This is a genomic window from Streptomyces sp. NPDC111520 (genome assembly GCF_055635295.1).
Genome location: NZ_JBVKBW010000002.1, coordinates 101,250 through 116,546 on the forward strand (window position 1 = coordinate 101,250; position 15,297 = coordinate 116,546).

At 72.3% G+C, this 15,297-nt stretch carries 15 protein-coding genes; 11 read left to right on the forward strand and 4 right to left on the reverse strand.

The features are described from left to right. The first annotated feature begins 22 nt into the window (after window positions 1-22). Window positions 23-661 (forward strand): PepSY domain-containing protein, encoded by a 639-nt coding sequence (locus ACZ7MY_RS04475; protein WP_499599518.1) that lies wholly within the window; start codon window positions 23-25, stop codon window positions 659-661. Between the two features lie 56 nt (window positions 662-717). Here ACZ7MY_RS04475 and ACZ7MY_RS04480 read toward each other — a convergent pair whose 3' ends face one another. Further along, a complete protein-coding gene (locus ACZ7MY_RS04480) occupies window positions 718-1,770 on the reverse strand; it encodes an alpha/beta fold hydrolase (protein WP_499599520.1) in 1,053 nt (350 codons plus the stop codon). A gap of 228 nt (window positions 1,771-1,998) precedes the next feature. On the opposite strand from ACZ7MY_RS04480, the gene ACZ7MY_RS04485 reads away from it, so the two are divergent. The 9 genes from ACZ7MY_RS04485 (at window position 1,999) to ACZ7MY_RS04525 (ending at window position 12,226) form a co-directional block, all read left to right on the forward strand. Continuing rightward, entirely contained in the window at window positions 1,999-2,223 is a 225-nt protein-coding gene (locus ACZ7MY_RS04485; RefSeq protein WP_499599522.1) for a hypothetical protein, read from the forward strand. A gap of 95 nt (window positions 2,224-2,318) precedes the next feature. Continuing rightward, window positions 2,319-3,236 carry a DUF4232 domain-containing protein gene (locus ACZ7MY_RS04490; protein ID WP_499599523.1) on the forward strand — a complete coding sequence of 306 codons (918 nt, stop codon included), beginning with the start codon at window positions 2,319-2,321 and terminating at the stop codon, window positions 3,234-3,236. Window positions 3,237-3,367: 131 nt separating this feature from the next. After that, window positions 3,368-5,032 (forward strand): PA14 domain-containing protein, encoded by a 1,665-nt coding sequence (locus tag ACZ7MY_RS04495; RefSeq protein ID WP_499599525.1) that lies wholly within the window; start codon window positions 3,368-3,370, stop codon window positions 5,030-5,032. A 195-nt stretch (window positions 5,033-5,227) separates the two neighbouring features. Then, window positions 5,228-5,674 carry a GntR family transcriptional regulator gene (locus tag ACZ7MY_RS04500; RefSeq protein WP_499599526.1) on the forward strand — a complete coding sequence of 149 codons (447 nt, stop codon included), beginning with the start codon at window positions 5,228-5,230 and terminating at the stop codon, window positions 5,672-5,674. Between the two features lie 13 nt (window positions 5,675-5,687). Next, a complete protein-coding gene (locus ACZ7MY_RS04505; RefSeq protein ID WP_499600259.1) occupies window positions 5,688-6,644 on the forward strand; it encodes an ABC transporter ATP-binding protein in 957 nt (318 codons plus the stop codon). Next, entirely contained in the window at window positions 6,641-7,657 is a 1,017-nt protein-coding gene (locus tag ACZ7MY_RS04510; RefSeq protein ID WP_499599528.1) for an ABC-2 membrane transporter-related protein, read from the forward strand. Before ACZ7MY_RS04505 ends, ACZ7MY_RS04510 begins: the two co-directional genes overlap by 4 nt. 185 nt (window positions 7,658-7,842) lie before the next feature. After that, a complete protein-coding gene (locus ACZ7MY_RS04515) occupies window positions 7,843-8,298 on the forward strand; it encodes a hypothetical protein (protein WP_499599530.1) in 456 nt (151 codons plus the stop codon). Window positions 8,299-8,421: 123 nt separating this feature from the next. Beyond that, a complete protein-coding gene (locus ACZ7MY_RS04520) occupies window positions 8,422-9,648 on the forward strand; it encodes an FG-GAP-like repeat-containing protein (RefSeq protein WP_499599531.1) in 1,227 nt (408 codons plus the stop codon). Between the two features lie 334 nt (window positions 9,649-9,982). Beyond that, the gene (locus ACZ7MY_RS04525; protein ID WP_499599532.1) at window positions 9,983-12,226 is read left to right on the forward strand and encodes an FG-GAP repeat domain-containing protein; all 2,244 of its coding nucleotides are present in this window, start codon (window positions 9,983-9,985) and stop codon (window positions 12,224-12,226) included. A 177-nt stretch (window positions 12,227-12,403) separates the two neighbouring features. Here ACZ7MY_RS04525 and ACZ7MY_RS04530 read toward each other — a convergent pair whose 3' ends face one another. Further along, the gene (locus ACZ7MY_RS04530; RefSeq protein ID WP_499599534.1) at window positions 12,404-13,744 is read right to left on the reverse strand and encodes a tetratricopeptide repeat protein; all 1,341 of its coding nucleotides are present in this window, start codon (window positions 13,742-13,744) and stop codon (window positions 12,404-12,406) included. A 73-nt stretch (window positions 13,745-13,817) separates the two neighbouring features. Further along, window positions 13,818-14,042, reverse strand: a complete 225-nt coding sequence (locus ACZ7MY_RS04535; RefSeq protein ID WP_499599536.1) for a hypothetical protein — start codon at window positions 14,040-14,042, stop codon at window positions 13,818-13,820. Window positions 14,043-14,248: 206 nt separating this feature from the next. Between ACZ7MY_RS04535 and ACZ7MY_RS04540 the strand changes: the two genes are divergently transcribed. Continuing rightward, complete coding sequence (locus tag ACZ7MY_RS04540) at window positions 14,249-14,623, forward strand: hypothetical protein (protein ID WP_499599537.1); 375 nt, start codon at window positions 14,249-14,251, stop codon at window positions 14,621-14,623. A 23-nt stretch (window positions 14,624-14,646) separates the two neighbouring features. Here the strand turns inward: ACZ7MY_RS04540 and ACZ7MY_RS04545 are convergent, their stop codons facing one another. Continuing rightward, window positions 14,647-15,216, reverse strand: coding sequence for a DUF3592 domain-containing protein (locus tag ACZ7MY_RS04545; RefSeq protein ID WP_499599538.1), 570 nt, complete (start codon window positions 15,214-15,216; stop codon window positions 14,647-14,649). Between the last annotated feature and the right edge of the window lie 81 nt (window positions 15,217-15,297).

The following is a 15,297-nucleotide window of genomic DNA, read 5'->3' on the forward strand; positions in this document are numbered from 1 at the left end:
GGCCCGGTCGGAAGGGCACCTCATGAAGCGCAACACGATCGTCGCCGCCATGGCGGCCGCGCTCCTCGTCGCCGGCGGCTACACGGCGTTCGCCACGGGCGGCCACGACGGCGGCCGCGGCGGTGGCCGCGAGGACGCGCGCGGCACGGTCTTCTCGACCGCAACTCCCGGGGCGACCCCGGGGCACGACGCCGGCGACGACCACGGCCGCCACCGCGGCGCCGACGACCCCGCCGCCCGCGCCGGCGAAGGCTCCCCGGGCGTCACGGCGAGCCAGGCGGCGGCCGCCGCGGTCGCGCACACGCCGGGCACCGTCACGAAGATCGAGCCGGACGACCGGCACCGCGGCTCCTGGGAGGTGTACGTCACCGGGGCGGACGGGGTCGTCCACGAACTCCACGTGGACGCGGTGACGGGCCGGGTCACGGAGGACGACCGCCCCCGCGGCCGCACGCGCACCGGGGACGCCTCCCGCACCGCCTCCCCCGCACCCGCGACCACGCGGCCCGGGTACGACGACCACGGCGGCGACCGCGCCGGCAGCGACGACCCCCCGGGTGACGACCACGGCGGCGACCGCGCCCGGGGCGGCGACCGTTCCGGCGACGACCACGGCGGGGGTCACGGCCGGGGCCGGGGCCGCGGCGGCGACGACGACTGACATCCCCCCGTGTGGCCGGGCCCCCCGCGCCCGGCCACAGGCGCCGCCTCCGCAGTTCAGAGCCGCCCGACGTCCACCACGGCCTGCGCGAACGCCGCGGGCGCCTCCTGCGGCACGTTGTGCCCGATGCCCTGCAGCGTGCGGTGCGCGTACTTCCCGGTGAACTTGGCCCGGTAGGCCGAGCCGTCGCCGGGCGGGGTGAACGGGTCGACCGACCCGTCGAGGGTGATCGTGGGCACGGTGACGACCGGCCCACGGGCGAGCCGTGCCTCGATGTCGTCGTGGGCCGGGTCGCCCTCCACCAGGCCCAGCCGCCAACGGTAGTTGCCGATGACGATCGGCACGTAGTCCGGATTGTCGAAGGCCGTCGCGGTGCGCTCGAAGGTGGCGTCGTCGAATCCCCAGGTCGGGGAGTTGAACTTCCACACCAGCCGGGCCAGGTCGTCCCGGTAGCGCTCCAGCCCCTTACGGCCCCGTTCCGTGGCGAAGTAGTACTGGTACCACCACGCCCACTCCGTCTTCGGCGGCAGGGGCTGCTTGTTCGCCTCGCGGTTGGTGATCAGGTAGCCGGTCACCGAGACCAGTCCCTTGACCCGCTCCGGCCACAGCGCCGCGATGATGTCCGCGGTCCGCGACCCCCAGTCGAAGCCGGCCAGGACCGCCTTCCTGATCCCCAGCGCGTCCATGAGCGCGACGATGTCCAGCGCGAACGCCGCCTGCTGGGGGTCGCGCGGCGTGGCGCGGGACAGGAAGCGCGTCGTCCCGTGGCCGCGCAGGTAGGGCACGACCACCCGGTAGCCCTTCGCCGCCAGCAGGGGTGCGACGGCGACGTAGCTGTGGATGTCGTACGGCCAGCCGTGGAGCAGGATCACCGCGGGGCCGTCGGCCGGTCCGGCCTCGGCGTAGCCGACGTCCAGCACCCCGGCCTCCACCTGCTTCAGCGGGCCGAACGCCTGCGTGTCGCGGGGCCGTTCCTTGCCGGGGGCCATGGGCGGCGCCGGCTTGTTCTCGTCGGGCCCGGTCGTCGCGCAGCCCGTGGCGAGCCCGGCCAGTGTGGCCGCGAACGCCCCGGTGCCGACGATCGTGCCGAAGGTCCGCCTGTCGATCATCCGAGGCCTTCCGTGGGATGCGGGCGCGGGCACTGCGATAGGCCATGCCCCGTCCGGCCCGGTCCGCGTCGCCCCACCGGCGAATGTCATCCCCATGGCACTGGCCCCGGTGGGCCCGGTGAGGGCCGGACGGGTGAAGTCGCGGGCGCGGCGCAACCGGCGGGCGGAGCGGGGCTGTCCTGCACGGCGAGTCCGGTCGACACCGTCCGAGATCCGAGAGGAAACACCATGAGCCTTCTCGATACTCCGCAGCAGTCACTGGGAGGCGTCCCGCTGGGGGCCCACCTGGCCGCCGTCGACGCGCGCTGGGTGGAGGTCCACGCCGCGCTCATCGCGGCCGGGGTGCCCCCGCTGCCCGGGGACAGCGATGCCGTGCACACCATCGCCCGGCAGCTCGACGACGCCACGGTCAGCGCCGTCGTCGCCTGGATCGACAGCGCCGCCTCCCGCTGACCCCGGCCCGGGCACCGCGCTTTGTGACGGTCATGTGACCGGAATTGTGGCCTCCGCCACGGCCGGGAACGGGAGGGCCCTGATGGGGTCGCCGGATGCGCACCAACGCCCTCCTCCTCCCGGCCGTGCTCGTCGCTCCGCTGCTCCTGGTCACGGCCTGCGGTGTCCCGCACGCGGACGACCGGGACACGTGCGCCGTCCGGGCCTCCCCGGTTCCCCCGGCGGGCGCGGACGGTGCCACCGGGACCGGGAGCGGCGGGGACGTCGAGATCACCGCCGTGAGCGCACCGCCCGCCCACTGCCCGGGCCCCGCCTCGTTCCACGTCGCGTTCCGTGTCACCAACCACTCCGGCGAACCGCTCACGTACACCGTCACCTTCGGGCTCACCACCGGTGCGGGCGAGGCCCTGGGGAACGTGCCGCACACCGTGCCCGCGGTGCCGCCCGGCCGGACCGTGCGGGGCGAGGCCGACCTGGACGCGCCTGCCACGCCGCGCTACACCGCGGAACGGGTGCGCGTCGTCAAGGTCCGGAGCGTCCCGGCGGACGAGGTCCCCGCCACGGGAGGCGCCTGCCCGTCCTCCGGACTGCGCCTGACCGCCGACGACGGCGACGCCGCCATGGGGCTGCGCGTGGTGGGCCTGCGCCTGGAGAACTGCTCGTCCCGCGTGCGGCGCGTCGAGGGCTATCCGCTGGTCCGGCTCCTCGACGAGGAGCGCCGGCCCGTCAGGGGCGTCGAGGTCTCCCGGGGCAGCGGGGGCGTCGCCCTCCTGCCCGGTTTCGACGACGCGCCCCGCCCGGTCACCCTCGCGCCGGGCCGGAGCGCGACCGCCGCCCTGATGTGGCGCAACACGGTCACCGACGGCACACCCGTCAACGCGCCCTACGCCCGGGTCCGGGCGACACCCGGCGCCGCTCCGGTGACGCTGACCCCGGAGTTCGACCTCGGCACGACGGGCAAGCTGGGCGTCAGCGCGTGGAAGCCCGACGAGACGACGCCGACCCGCCCGTGACACCGGCCCACCCGGCCCGGGCGCCCGATCCCGGCCCGCCACGAGCACAACCAACTCCCCCTCCCGTAAGTCTCGTTGTCCGGAAACGGCTGGTGATCACCTCTGGTGACCGAGACCGACTGAAGGACCGAATGAGACCTGCAAGACGCGTCATGGTGGCCACCGCTGTGGTGCTCACCACGACCGGCGGCCTGCTCGCCGCCACCGCCTCGGCCTCCGCCTCCGCAGCGACGACCTGCGCCGCGCCCGTCTTCAAGCGGCAGTTCTTCGCCAACACCTCCTTCGCGGGGACACCGAAGAAGACGGACTGCGACAGCGCCGTCGACCAGACGTGGTCCGGCGCGCCCGCGAGCGGCCTGCCCAAGGACAACTTCGGGGTCCGCTGGACGAACACCCGTGACTTCGGCTCCGGGGGCCCCTTCACGCTCTCCGTCGCGTCACGCGACGGCATCCGCGTGTACCTCGACGGCGTCCGCAAGATCAGCCTGTGGAAGAACGTCTCCACGACGCAGAAGAAGACGCTCAACCTCACGATCCCCAAGGGCAGGCACAGCCTGCGGGTCGACTTCGTCAACTGGACTGGCCCGGCCAACGTCACGTTCGCCTACACGCCCCGGACCACGGCCTCCGTCGACAAGGTCAGGCCGCTGACCCCTACGGGCCCCGTCGTCACGTACGACTCCGCCACCGGCAAGGCCGGGATCAGCTGGGCGCGCAACCAGGAGATGGACCTCGCCGGCTACCGCGTCTACCGGCGGCTGAGTGGCGGCGCCTACCCCGCCAAGCCGCTCGCGACGACGGCCTCCACGGCGTACACCGACACCCCGCCGCCCACTGGGCAGACGTACTACTACGAGGTCCGCGCCGCCGACAAAGCGGGCAACGAGTCCGTGGGCACCGCCGACAAGGGCCTGACCAGCAGGGACCGGACGCCTCCGGCCGCGCCGGCCTCCGTGACCGCCGAGGTGCTCTCGGGGACGCTGCGCGTGGACTGGCCGGCGGTGACCGGCGCCGGGCAGTACGCCGTGCTGCGTTCCGGCAGCGCCGAAGGCCCGTGGACGACGGTGGCCGAGGGGCTGGCCGACACCTCCTTCAGCGACGTGCGGGCGGACGTCCGGCAGCAGTGGTTCTACCGGGTCACCGCGCGCGACGCGGCGGGGAACGTCTCCCAGCCGTCCGCCGTGGCCACCCCGGGCGCCCCCGACACCACCCGGCCCGAACCGGCGACCGGCGTGACCGGGACCGGCACCACCGCCGGCAACGTGGTCTCGTGGGCGGCGTCCCCCTCCGCCGACGTGGACCACTACGAGGTGTGGGCGGCCCCCGTCGGCGGCCACGACCCCGACGGCCCGGACTCGGTCCGTGGGACCTCCCTGTTCGACTTCCGCGCGGAGACCGGCGTCGGGACCGTCTACACGGTGCAGGCCGTCGACCACTACGGGAACATCTCCTCGTCCACCGCACCGCTGACGGTCACCCGCCCCGCCCCGGCCGGGGTGCCGGTCCCGGTGATCAGCGGGACGCCGGGCGAGGACGCGAACGTCGTGCGGGTCTCCCTCCCCCCGGGCGGCGACGGGAGCGCCGTGGGCGGCTACCGGCTCTACCGGCACCGCAGCCCGCAGGAGGTGTGGAGCGCGGTCGCCGACGCCCCCGCGGAGGCGAGCACCATCACCGACCCGGCCGCGCCCGCCGGGACCGTGTACTACTACGTGGTCGCCCTGGACCTGGAGGGCCGTGAGGGCGCCCCGTCCACGCAGGTCCGCGTCGACCGGGGGAGCGCGGTCGCGGCATCGTGAACCGCTGACGTCCCTTCCCGTCCGTACAGAAGGCCCCGGGCTGTCCGCCCGGGGTCTTCGTGCTGTCCTGGGCCGCGTGGTTCGCCGCATCACGAATGTCACGGTTCTGTCCCGACGGACGCCGGGGCGGCCGCTTCGTTTGACACGGCTCGCGCCCCCCTCCCATCATCATTCCACTAATCGAGTAGCTAAAGGGTGTTGAAGCTCGTGGAGTTCCGCATCGACAGGCGCAGCGGGATCGCCGCCTACCAGCAGATCGTGCAGCAGACCAAACAGGCCCTCCGGCTGGGCGTCCTGATGCCGGGGGACCGGCTGCCCACCGCCAAGGAGGTCGCCGAGACCAGCGCCGTCAATCCGAACACCACGCTCAAGGCCTACCGCGAACTGGAACGCGAGGGGCTGGTCGAGCCCAGGCCCGGCCTCGGCACCTTCATCCGCCGCTCGCTGGCCCGCCCCCAGGCGGGCGCCGACTCCCCGCTGCGCGGGGACCTGGAGGCGTGGATGACCCGGGCCCAGGCCGCGGGCCTGGACCGGGAGGACGTGGCGGCGCTGGTCGCGGCCGTCCTGGAGGAGCGGTACGCCGGAACCACGGCGGCCGACGGAACACCGGAAGGTCGGGAGAAGAGGATGACCAGTGCGTGACACCACGGATGCCATGGACAGGGGAGGCCCGGTCGAGGAGTCGGCGATCGAGGCCAACGGGGTCGGCCGCAAGTACCGGCGGGGCTGGGCCCTGCGGGACTGCTCCTTCCGCCTGCCGGCCGGCCGGATCTGCGGGCTGGTGGGCCCCAACGGTGCGGGCAAGACGACGCTGATGTCGATGACCGCCAACCTGCTGGAGCCGACGGAGGGCACCCTGACGGTGTTCGGCGCGGCGCCTCAGTCGGCGGAGGCGGGACGCCGTACAGCCTTCCTCGCCCAGGAGAAGCCGCTGTTCCGCCGCTTCACGGTGGCCGAGACCCTGCGTCTGGGCCGCGAGCTCAACCCCGGCTGGGACCAGCGGGCCGCCGAGCAGATCGTCCGCGCGGGCAACGTGCCGATGGAGGCGAAGGTCGGCACCCTCTCCGGCGGCCAGCGCACCCGGGTCGCCTTCGCCCTCGCCTTCGGCAAGCGGCCCGACCTGCTGCTGCTCGACGAGCCGATGTCCGACCTCGACCCGCTGGTGCGCCACGAGCTGATGAGCACACTGATGGCCGAGGCCGCCGAGCACGGCACGACGGTGCTGATGTCCTCCCACATGCTCAGCGAGCTGGAGAGCGTCTGCGACTTCCTGCTGGTCATCTCCACCGGCGGGCTGCGCATGGCCGGTGACGTGGACGAGATCCGCAGCGCCCACGTACTGCTGCAGGGCGTGGCCGAGCGCGAGGGCGCCGGGATGCCCGCGGAACTCGCCCGGCACACCGTCGTGGAGTACCGCACCAGCGGCCGGCAGGTCACCGCCCTCATCCGCCCGGACGGTCCGGTGAGCGGCCAGTGGCAGTCCCATACCCCGCAGTTGGAGGAACTCCTGCTCGCCTACCTGCGCTCGCCCGAGGCGCCACCACTGATCAGTCCGGTGGCCCAGATACCGGGCCGCCCGTACGGCGCGAGCGGCCGGGGGGCGGCGGCATGAGCAACCTCACCGCGAACCCGCCCGCACCGCCCGTGCCCCCCGTCGCCGCCGGCGGCACCCGCCGTCCCCGGCTCAGCGGCATGACCTGGCTCATCTGGCGCCAGCACCGCGCCGCCTTCTGGACCCTCCTGATCGCGACGGCCCTGGCCGTGGCGTGGATGCTCTACCAGCGCGCGGGTCTGCTGGACCACCTCACCGCCAGGGGATGGCCCCACTCCCCCTCCGACAAGTGGATGGAGGACATCAACCCGCGGAGCGCGGCGCTCCTGAAGGCCGCCTTCGGCCTCGGTTTCGTCCCCGTCCTCCTCGGGGTCTTCCTCGGCGCCCCCCTGCTCGCCGGCGACCTGGAGAGCGGCACCGCCAAACTCGTCACCTCCCAGGCCCCCGGCCCCGCCCGCTGGCTCGCCGCCAAGCTCGGCATCAGCGCCCTGGTGGTCGTGGTCTGCACCGCCGCCCTCTCGTTCGCCTTCGGCCGGTGGTGGGCGCCGGTGAGCAAGCAGAACACCGTCATGGACTGGACGTCCGGCCAGGCGTTCGACAACACCGGGCCCGTGCCCGTCGCGCTCGCGCTGTTCACCGTGCTGGGCGGCGTCGCGATCGGCATGGTCCTGCGCCGCACCCTGATCTCCATGGTCGTGACCTTCTTCTTCGCGGCCGCCGTCCAGGTGGTCTGGGCCCACTTCCGGCTCGACCTCGGCAACGTGCTGAGGGCCACCAGCAACTCCGGTGTCAACGGCGAGGGCCCGCGCCTCCCCGACGCCGCGTTCCAGGTCGACCAGTCGTTCCTCACGTCGTCCGGGGAGACCCTCGGCTGGAGCACCTGCGTGCACGCCGGATCGGAGAAGGCCGTCGCGGCCTGCCAGCAGCAGAAGGGCATCGTGGGCTGGGCGGTGGACTACATCCCCTTCTCCCAGATGAGCGGCATGCAGTGGTTCGGCGCCTCGATCCTCTTCGCCCTGACCGCCGCCGTCACGGCCTTCATCTTCCTCTGGGGCCGCAAGCGCGTCGTCTGACGCGGGCGAACGGCGTGCCACGGCACGGCCCCGGGCAGCGCACCGAGCGCCGCCCGGAGCCGTGCCGTCGGCGTCAGCGGCCGAACGCCCGGGCCGGACGGCGCTTCGCCGCCCGCTTCCCCCGCACCCGCAAGCCGGGCCCCGTGGCAGGATGGCGCCCCGACGACCCTGTGGGGGCACCGCACGTGCACACGCCTGCCGCGTACCTGGAACGGGCGCGGGCCGAGACCGACGCTTCGGTCCTGCACCGACTCGCGCACTGCCCGTACCCCTTCGTCTGGCAGGCGCTGGCCGCCAACCCCCACACGGCGCCCGGCACCTTGCTGGAACTGAGCGCGGCCCGGGACAGTTCCTGGAACGACAACGCGCTCCTGCGCCTGCTGGCGGACCACCCCCGCGCGGACCGCACGGTCCTGCGGGCCGTCCACGCTGCCGTGGCGGCGAAGCTTGCCGAGGGCGAACGGCCCTACGCCGCCGTACTCGCGCTGGCGGCGCGGACGGAACTCGAGGCGGAAGAGGTACGGCGGTTGGGAGCCCTCCGCGGAGCTTCCGCCCGTCTGCGCCGCCGGCTCGGCACGTCCCTCGCGGCCCGCGGTGTGGCCGCGGCGCCGGCACCGACGCCGACGCCCGAGGACCACTGACCCGACTCCCGGCCGGCGGCGCCCGCGCCCCCGGGCACCCCCCAGGTAATGGACGGGTAAGGCTGACGGAAAGGCCGGGCAAGGAGATAAGGTGCCTGACCGAATGGGAGGGGAAAGCAGCACATGAGGAAACGTTTCATCCGGGGGGCGGCGATGCTGTCCGGCCTGATGGTCGCCGGCACCGCCCTCGCCACTGTGAACGCGGTTCCGGCCGCCGCCAAGGACGTGTACGGCTGCACGGTGGGGTACTGGTGCGGTTGGACCGGCGACGACGGCACCGGGACGCGGTACATGACCAACAAGGACGTCGCGGACCTGGGTACGTGGAGCAACAAGATTCACTCGCACGTCAACCGCACCAAGTCGATCGCCTGCACCTACGACGCCAAGAACCACGTGCCGTGGGACGGCTACTCCGCGGAGGAACCCGCCGATTCGTCGCTGGCATGGAGCGGGGACATCCCCGCGACGACCAGTTCGATCAAGTTCGTCCGCACCGAGCGCGAGTGCAGCCGGCCCGCCTACCCGTCCTGGGTCGCCGAGACCTCACCCAAGGCGCTCGGCTTCGGTGACATGAACGGGGACCTCAAGGCCGACGTCATCACCAGGGACAAGGTCGGCCGGCTCTGGTTCACCCCGGGCGACGACACCGGCCGGCTCATCGGCAACGGCGGCTGGAACGGCATGAGCGCCCTCACCCGGCACGGCGACTTCAGCCGCGACGGCCGAGAGGACCTCATCGCCCGCGAGGCGTCCACCGGCAAGCTCTGGCTCTACCCGGGCACGGGCACCGGCTCCCTCGGCTCCCGCAAACTGATCGGCGCGGGCGGCTGGAACGGCATGAGCAACGTCACCGCCTTCGGCGACCTCACCGGCGACGGCCGCTCCGACCTCATCGCGGTCCAGAAGTCCACGGGCAAGCTGTACCTGTACCCGGGCACCTCCACCGGCTCCCTCGGCTCCCGCAAGCTCATCGGCACCGGTGGCTGGAACTCGATGAACGCACTCGTCGGCGTGGGCGACATGAACGGCGACGGCCGCCCCGACCTCTACGCCCGCGAGGCGGCCACCGGCAAGCTGTGGCTCTACCCGGGCCGCGCCGGCGCCCTCGGCAGCCGCGTCCTGGCGGGTACGGGCGGCTGGAACGCCATGGCCAACCTCATCGCCCCCGGTGACTTCTCCGGCGACGGCCGCCCCGACCTCGTCGCCGTGACCAACGACAAGTACAAGATCGACGGCTTCGCGGGCAACCCCGGCTGGCTGGTCACCTACCGCGGGCGCGGCAACGGGCTCCTGCTCGGCGGCGAGCGGACCGACGGCGAGTGGTGGGGCCTCAACGGCTTCTGCTAGACCCGGTCCGCGGCGGTCCCCTCCGAGTGCACGCCACCCGGAGGGGACCGGGCGGACGTGGCCCGCGCCCGCCACGGCACCCCGTTCTTCGCCGGGCGGGCACGCTCCCGTCAGCTCATCGCCCGGGAGCCGCGCAAGGCTGGCCCAGCCACGTCCACACCGGACTCACCAGGGCCTCAACCCGGTGCCGGCTGAGGCATGTTCCGCGCTCCCGGTCCGCTCGTCGCTCCCCGAGGAACACGAGCAACTCGTACAACCCCACACCCCCTTCGCAGGTCCAACCGAGTGCCTCGCACGCATGTGCGGACAGCTCGGCTCATGAGGAAGGACTTCCTTGGCTTCCATACGCACCACCCGGCGCCGTCTCGCCGCCTCCGTCGCGACCGTTCTCGCCGTGACGATCGGCGCCGGCGCGCTGGGCTCGGCCGGGGCCGTGGCCGCTCCCGCCGCCGTGACCGGGACCGGCGCCGTGGCCGCCGTCACCGGCGAGGCGCATCTGCCCCTCGACGCGGAGATCGTCAGCACCGGCGACACCGGATACCTCACGTCCCGGACGGACGGCTCCGGCAACAAGGTCCTGGAGTGGCACGCGTACGCCGACGGCTCGGTGCTGCCGATCAGCGCGGGCACCGTGGGCTACGACAGCAACTCCGACGTCGTCGTGACCAGCGACGGCGGCAGCACGGTCTTCCTCCGGGACATGAGCGAGGGCGCCGGCTGGTCCGCGTCCTACGACCTCGCGTCCGAGTTCAAGCCCGGCGCGAAGCTCGTCGGCGTGGTCGGCGGCGACCTCTTCGTGAAGGTTCCGACAGGCGACAGGGACTACCACGAGCTCTGGCAGCTCTCCCGGGCCGACGGCGTCACCAAGAAGACGAAGCGCTCGTCCAACCCCTACAGCATCGACTTCAAGGTCGTCGCCTCCGCGAGCAACGTCATGATCGTCCTCAGCAGCAACCGGGTCTTCCCGAACTCGGCCACCTACCGGACCGAGTACTGGCGGACGCGCACGACCGTCAACAGCGACGCGCCGATCGAGCAGGGCAGCGGGTGGAACATCGCCCCGTGGACCCAGGCCTCGACGGGCGCCTACACCGCCGACTACGAGGCGGCGGTCGAGTACCGGGGCGGCGTCACCGAACTCGTCGTGGACGGGGTCCGCGACCACCAGAGGTTCGCCATGGACAGCTCCATGAGCGGTGCCGTCATCGCCGGCATCACCAGGGACTCGCTGCTCTACGGGGTCCCGGGCAAGGCGGCCGACGCGCAGCTGAGCCCGCTGTACGCCCGGAGCATCAAGGGCTCCTCCTCCGCGCCGTACAAGCTCCTGGAGCACTTCTCCAGCGTGGCCCACGCGCCCGACGGCGGGCTGTTCGTGCGCGGTTCGACGGGTGACACCGACGGGCTGTTCCGGATCTGGGAGGGGGACGACCACCTGCCGAGCGCCACGCTCGTGGCCCGTACGGACCGGGTCCTCGGGGTCAAGGTGACGGCGTCGCAGGCGCCCACCACGGTGAGCCTGGAGAAGCCGGGCACCACGGTCCCGATGGAGTGGACCCTGTCCCGCCCGGACGCCACCGTCGACCTCACGCTCACGCACACGGCCACCGGCAAGAAGCTCACCAAGCGCCTGTCCCAGCCGGTCTCCGACAGCCGCTTCGCCTTCGTCTGGGACGGCGTCCTGGAGGGCATCAGCGCCCCGAACGGTGCCTACACCTGGCAGATCACCGCGGCCCCGGCCGACGGCGTCGGCGCGTCGGCGACCGCCGGCGGGAGCTTCCAGGTCTCACGCCAGGCCAACCCGCACGACTTCAACACCAACGGCTCGACGGACGTCCTCGCCCGGGACGCCTCGGGTGCGCTGTGGCGGGACGACCTCCTCGACTGGCCGTCGGGCAGCCAGGTGACCACGGCCCAGCGGTCGAAGATCGGCAACGGCTGGCAGGTCTACAACCAGATCGAGGCCGCCGGGAACCTCGCCGACACCCCGACCGGCGACCTCGTCGCCCGTGACGCCTCGGGCGTCCTCTGGATGTACCTGGGCAGGGGCGACGGCACCTTCGCGACCCGCGTCAAGGTCGGCCCGGGCTGGCAGATCTACAACCAGCTCACCGGTGGCAGCGACCTCGACGGCGACGGCCGGGCCGACCTCGTCGCCGCCGACACCTCCGGCGTCCTGTGGTTCTACAAGGGCACCGGCAGTTCGACCGCCCCCTTCGCCGGCCGCGTCAAGGTGGGCAAGGGGTGGCAGATCTACAACCAGCTCACCGCTGTCGGCAACATCGCGGGCACGGCGGCCGGCGACCTCGTCGCCCGTGACACCTCGGGCGTCCTCTGGCTCTACCAGGGCAACGGCAAGGGCAACTTCGCCGCACGCGTCAGGATCGGTTCCGGCTGGAACGCCTTCTCCCACCTCGTGGGCGCCGGCGACGTCACCGCCGACGGCCGCCCCGACCTGGTCGCCTACGGCCCGAAGGGCTCGTACGTCTACCACTCGACCGGTTCGACGACGGCCCCCTTCACCCGCCTGACGACCGACCTCTACACGGGCGAAGGCACCAAGTTCAACAACATCTCCTAGCCGAACGCCGCCTCCGGCCCACACCCGGCCCGTAGGCACCGGTCAAGCCCGTGGGGGTGCCTCTCACCGAGAGGCACCCCCACCGCGCACATCCCGACCGCCGACTCAGGCGCCCCGCCCGAGGTCCGGGCCGTCCGTCATTCGTCGCACCCGTAGCCGGCGCCGGGAAGCGGCCTGCTACCCCTCCGCCCGGAGGCGTCGTTTCTCCTCCCGTTGGGCGGCCACGCCGGGGATGACGGCAATGGCCTCGGTGAGGCGGCCCTGCCGGACCAGCAGGTCCGCCAGGTCGGTCGCGGCCCGTTCGCCGGGCAACGGGCGCAGGAGGGCGATGGCCTCCTCGACGCGGCCGTCCTGGGCGAGCAGCCAGGCGATGGTCTGCTCGCGGTCCTCGACCCTGTCGGCCGGCGATGCCTGGATCTCCGCGATCGCCTCCCTGGCGCGTCCTGACTCTCCCATCAGCCACCACCGGTTGGACCGGAGCCAGAACTCGTCGTTCTCCGCCAGGAATTCGGGGCTGCGCCCTTCCGTGAGTCCAATTGCCCTGTCGTGCAGGCCCCGGTCGGCGAGCACGATCAGGGTCGACTGGAGGAGGTTCCCGTCGTAGAGGTCGTCGAACGTGTGCTCCACCGCCTTGATCGCATCGTCCACCCGGCCCTGACGAATGAGCAGTCCCATCAGCGTGCTCTCGTGCCGGCCCGGACGCTTGGCGGCGATGAACTCGCGCAGGTACGCCTCCGCTTCCCCGGCTCGGCCCAGGTCCTCCAGGGCCGTCACGTACGGGCTCACGGCGGCGTACGCCTGGGTGTCGGCAAGGTGGCGAAGTTCCGCGACCCGGCCGTGTCGGGCGAGCAGTTCGGCATAGAACGTGACGTTGTTCTGCGGCCCGTACCGGCGTGCGGCCATGTCCGCGCCGAGCAGCCGGATCGCCTGGTCCGCCCGGCCGGACCGCTCCAGGACCCGGGCCTGTGCGGGGAGGGCACCCCACAGGTCGTCGCGCTGCTTCGGGTCGCGCCGGAACTCCTCGGCGATCGGGGCCAGCAGCTCCAACACCCGCTCGTCGCATCCCTGGCCCTCGGTCATCTCCACCAGGGCCCTCAGCAGGCGCCCGCCGCGCAGGTGCGGGCCGAGTACGCCGAGCGCGTCGTCCACCCGCCCGGCACGGACCAGCACCTCGGCGTAGTCCCGCCACGCGTCGACCGCGTTCTCCTGCGGCCCCTCGGGGTGCGTCAGCTCCAACGCCTGGTCGACGCGGCCCCACCGCAACAGGACGTCGGCGCCCGCCCGCATCGCCGGCTGCCAACCGGTGGCCGCGAACGGCTCCACCACCGTCCAGGCCCGCCCGAACTCCCCCACCGCATACAGCCCTCGCACCGCGCCCGCGGCGCAGAACCAGTCCTCACGTTCCCGTGCCGCATGCACCAGGACCTCCAGGCCGCCGCGTTCGAGGATCTCGTCCACGATCCGCGGCAGGACGCCGCCGAGGTTGTCCAACTGCCAGCGGAGATCGTCCACATTCACAGGGGCACCCTAGGGTCAGCCGCCGGGGCAACGGCGACGTGTCGGGCATCTCGCGGCAAGTGGGCGGGAGCCGTCACTGGAGGGCGTCCGTGATCACGATGCAGAGACCTGTCACTCCCGCGACTGCAACGAAGGCCCCGAAGGTACGTGCAAAGCGATGCGTCAGCACGTCGTTGGGCCGGCCCATGACGAGACTGCTCATGAAGTCGAGGAACCCGTCAGCTGCGCCTCTGTAGTCGGCGGCCAAAAGGATGCCCCCCGCGGTGAAGACCGCACTAAGCGCTCCCTGGAAGAGCACGGCTTGCCCCCTTGCATACGAATGACGGCACGTTGGTCCCTGCCGCGACCGTGGGCCACGGATGACGCCACCCGGTTGGGCAGGGGATGGAGCACAGTCGCCGGTTCTCTGTTCGCCTGGATCCTCTACGCTCCCAGCCGTCTCGCGGTGCACAGGGAGGGGCCACCAGGGTGGGGAGGAGAAGAGCGGCAATGGTCCGGCGGTTCGTGACAGCGGAGGCCGACGCGTTGCGCGAACAGGCGCACCTGCCGCTCGCCGAGCGGCGGTGCCCGGTCTGCGGGCACTTGGGAATCCGCCGCTACTACCAGCTTTTCACAGCCCCGGCGACGGCATCGCTCTTCACGTACATCTGGTGCCCCGCCTGCCACACCTATGAGGGGTCGACCGCCCGGCATGTTGCCGGGCTGGTCCTCGACCGTGATCCCATGGCCGAACTCGGCTCCGAGCGGCTGGGGTTGCTCAAGAAACAGTTGGACGCGTACTTCACCCAGCTCGACGAGTTCTGGGAACGCGGCGCCCTGCCGCAGCGGCTCACCTGGCCGAACGGCCGCCCCTACGCCCCCCGCACCCGGCGCGACTGACACCGTCCGCATCGCGGCGCACCTCAGCCGGACGGCTGGAACTGGTCCCGGTCATCTGTGGGTGTGGTCGTTGCCACACCCCGTGGCTGTACGGGGTGGCGACGGCGTAACCAGACGACGCCAGAGGCCACCAAGAAGATCAGCCCGAGCAGCAGCGTTCCTGAGGGTAGGAACAGGCCGCGGAGACCGACATCACCTTCTCGCGCAACGTGCGACGGGTTGGCCGGGTTGTAAACGATCTCGATCCGATCGCCGTCGTCAAGCGATTTCTGGCCGAGGTCCTCCGGCAAGAGGCGGTGCGTCTCGGTCTTCTCGGCGACCTCGAAAGTGACCCACCACTCGGCGTCATCGTCCGTCCCGCCCCTGTGCGCGGTACCAGTGGTGTGGATCCCGTCTCGGAGTTCGACAGCGATGGGCGCCAGGGCAGCCATGAACAACGTTCCCGCAGCCAAGATCAGCAAGCCGATCACCAGCACGGCGACGGGGTTCTTCCAGAACCACCCCTCGTCGTCGCGGCCGCTCTTCGGAAACTTCGACGGGTCCCAGTGCACGCGAGTCCGGGCAGGGCCTCCAGCGGCATCACCAGGTCGCATGGAAGAATCCTACGACCGAGACACGTGCCGGCAAGCCCGTAAGCGAACAGACTTCGGCAGCAGTGCACTTGCGCAACTCCG

What these genes read in the sequence shown, in the direction of transcription:
- ACZ7MY_RS04495 (WP_499599525.1), top strand. Translation starts at nt 3,368, where the DNA reads ATGAGACCTGCAAGACGCGTCATGGTGGCCACCGCTGTGGTGCTCACC.
- ACZ7MY_RS04490 (WP_499599523.1), top strand. Translation starts at nt 2,319, where the DNA reads ATGCGCACCAACGCCCTCCTCCTCCCGGCCGTGCTCGTCGCTCCGCTG.
- ACZ7MY_RS04545 (WP_499599538.1), bottom strand. Translation starts at nt 15,216, where the DNA reads ATGCGACCTGGTGATGCCGCTGGAGGCCCTGCCCGGACTCGCGTGCAC.
- ACZ7MY_RS04510 (WP_499599528.1), top strand. Translation starts at nt 6,641, where the DNA reads ATGAGCAACCTCACCGCGAACCCGCCCGCACCGCCCGTGCCCCCCGTC.
- ACZ7MY_RS04475 (WP_499599518.1), top strand. Translation starts at nt 23, where the DNA reads ATGAAGCGCAACACGATCGTCGCCGCCATGGCGGCCGCGCTCCTCGTC.
- ACZ7MY_RS04520 (WP_499599531.1), top strand. Translation starts at nt 8,422, where the DNA reads ATGAGGAAACGTTTCATCCGGGGGGCGGCGATGCTGTCCGGCCTGATG.
- ACZ7MY_RS04485 (WP_499599522.1), top strand. Translation starts at nt 1,999, where the DNA reads ATGAGCCTTCTCGATACTCCGCAGCAGTCACTGGGAGGCGTCCCGCTG.
- ACZ7MY_RS04480 (WP_499599520.1), bottom strand. Translation starts at nt 1,770, where the DNA reads ATGATCGACAGGCGGACCTTCGGCACGATCGTCGGCACCGGGGCGTTC.
- ACZ7MY_RS04505 (WP_499600259.1), top strand. Translation starts at nt 5,688, where the DNA reads ATGGACAGGGGAGGCCCGGTCGAGGAGTCGGCGATCGAGGCCAACGGG.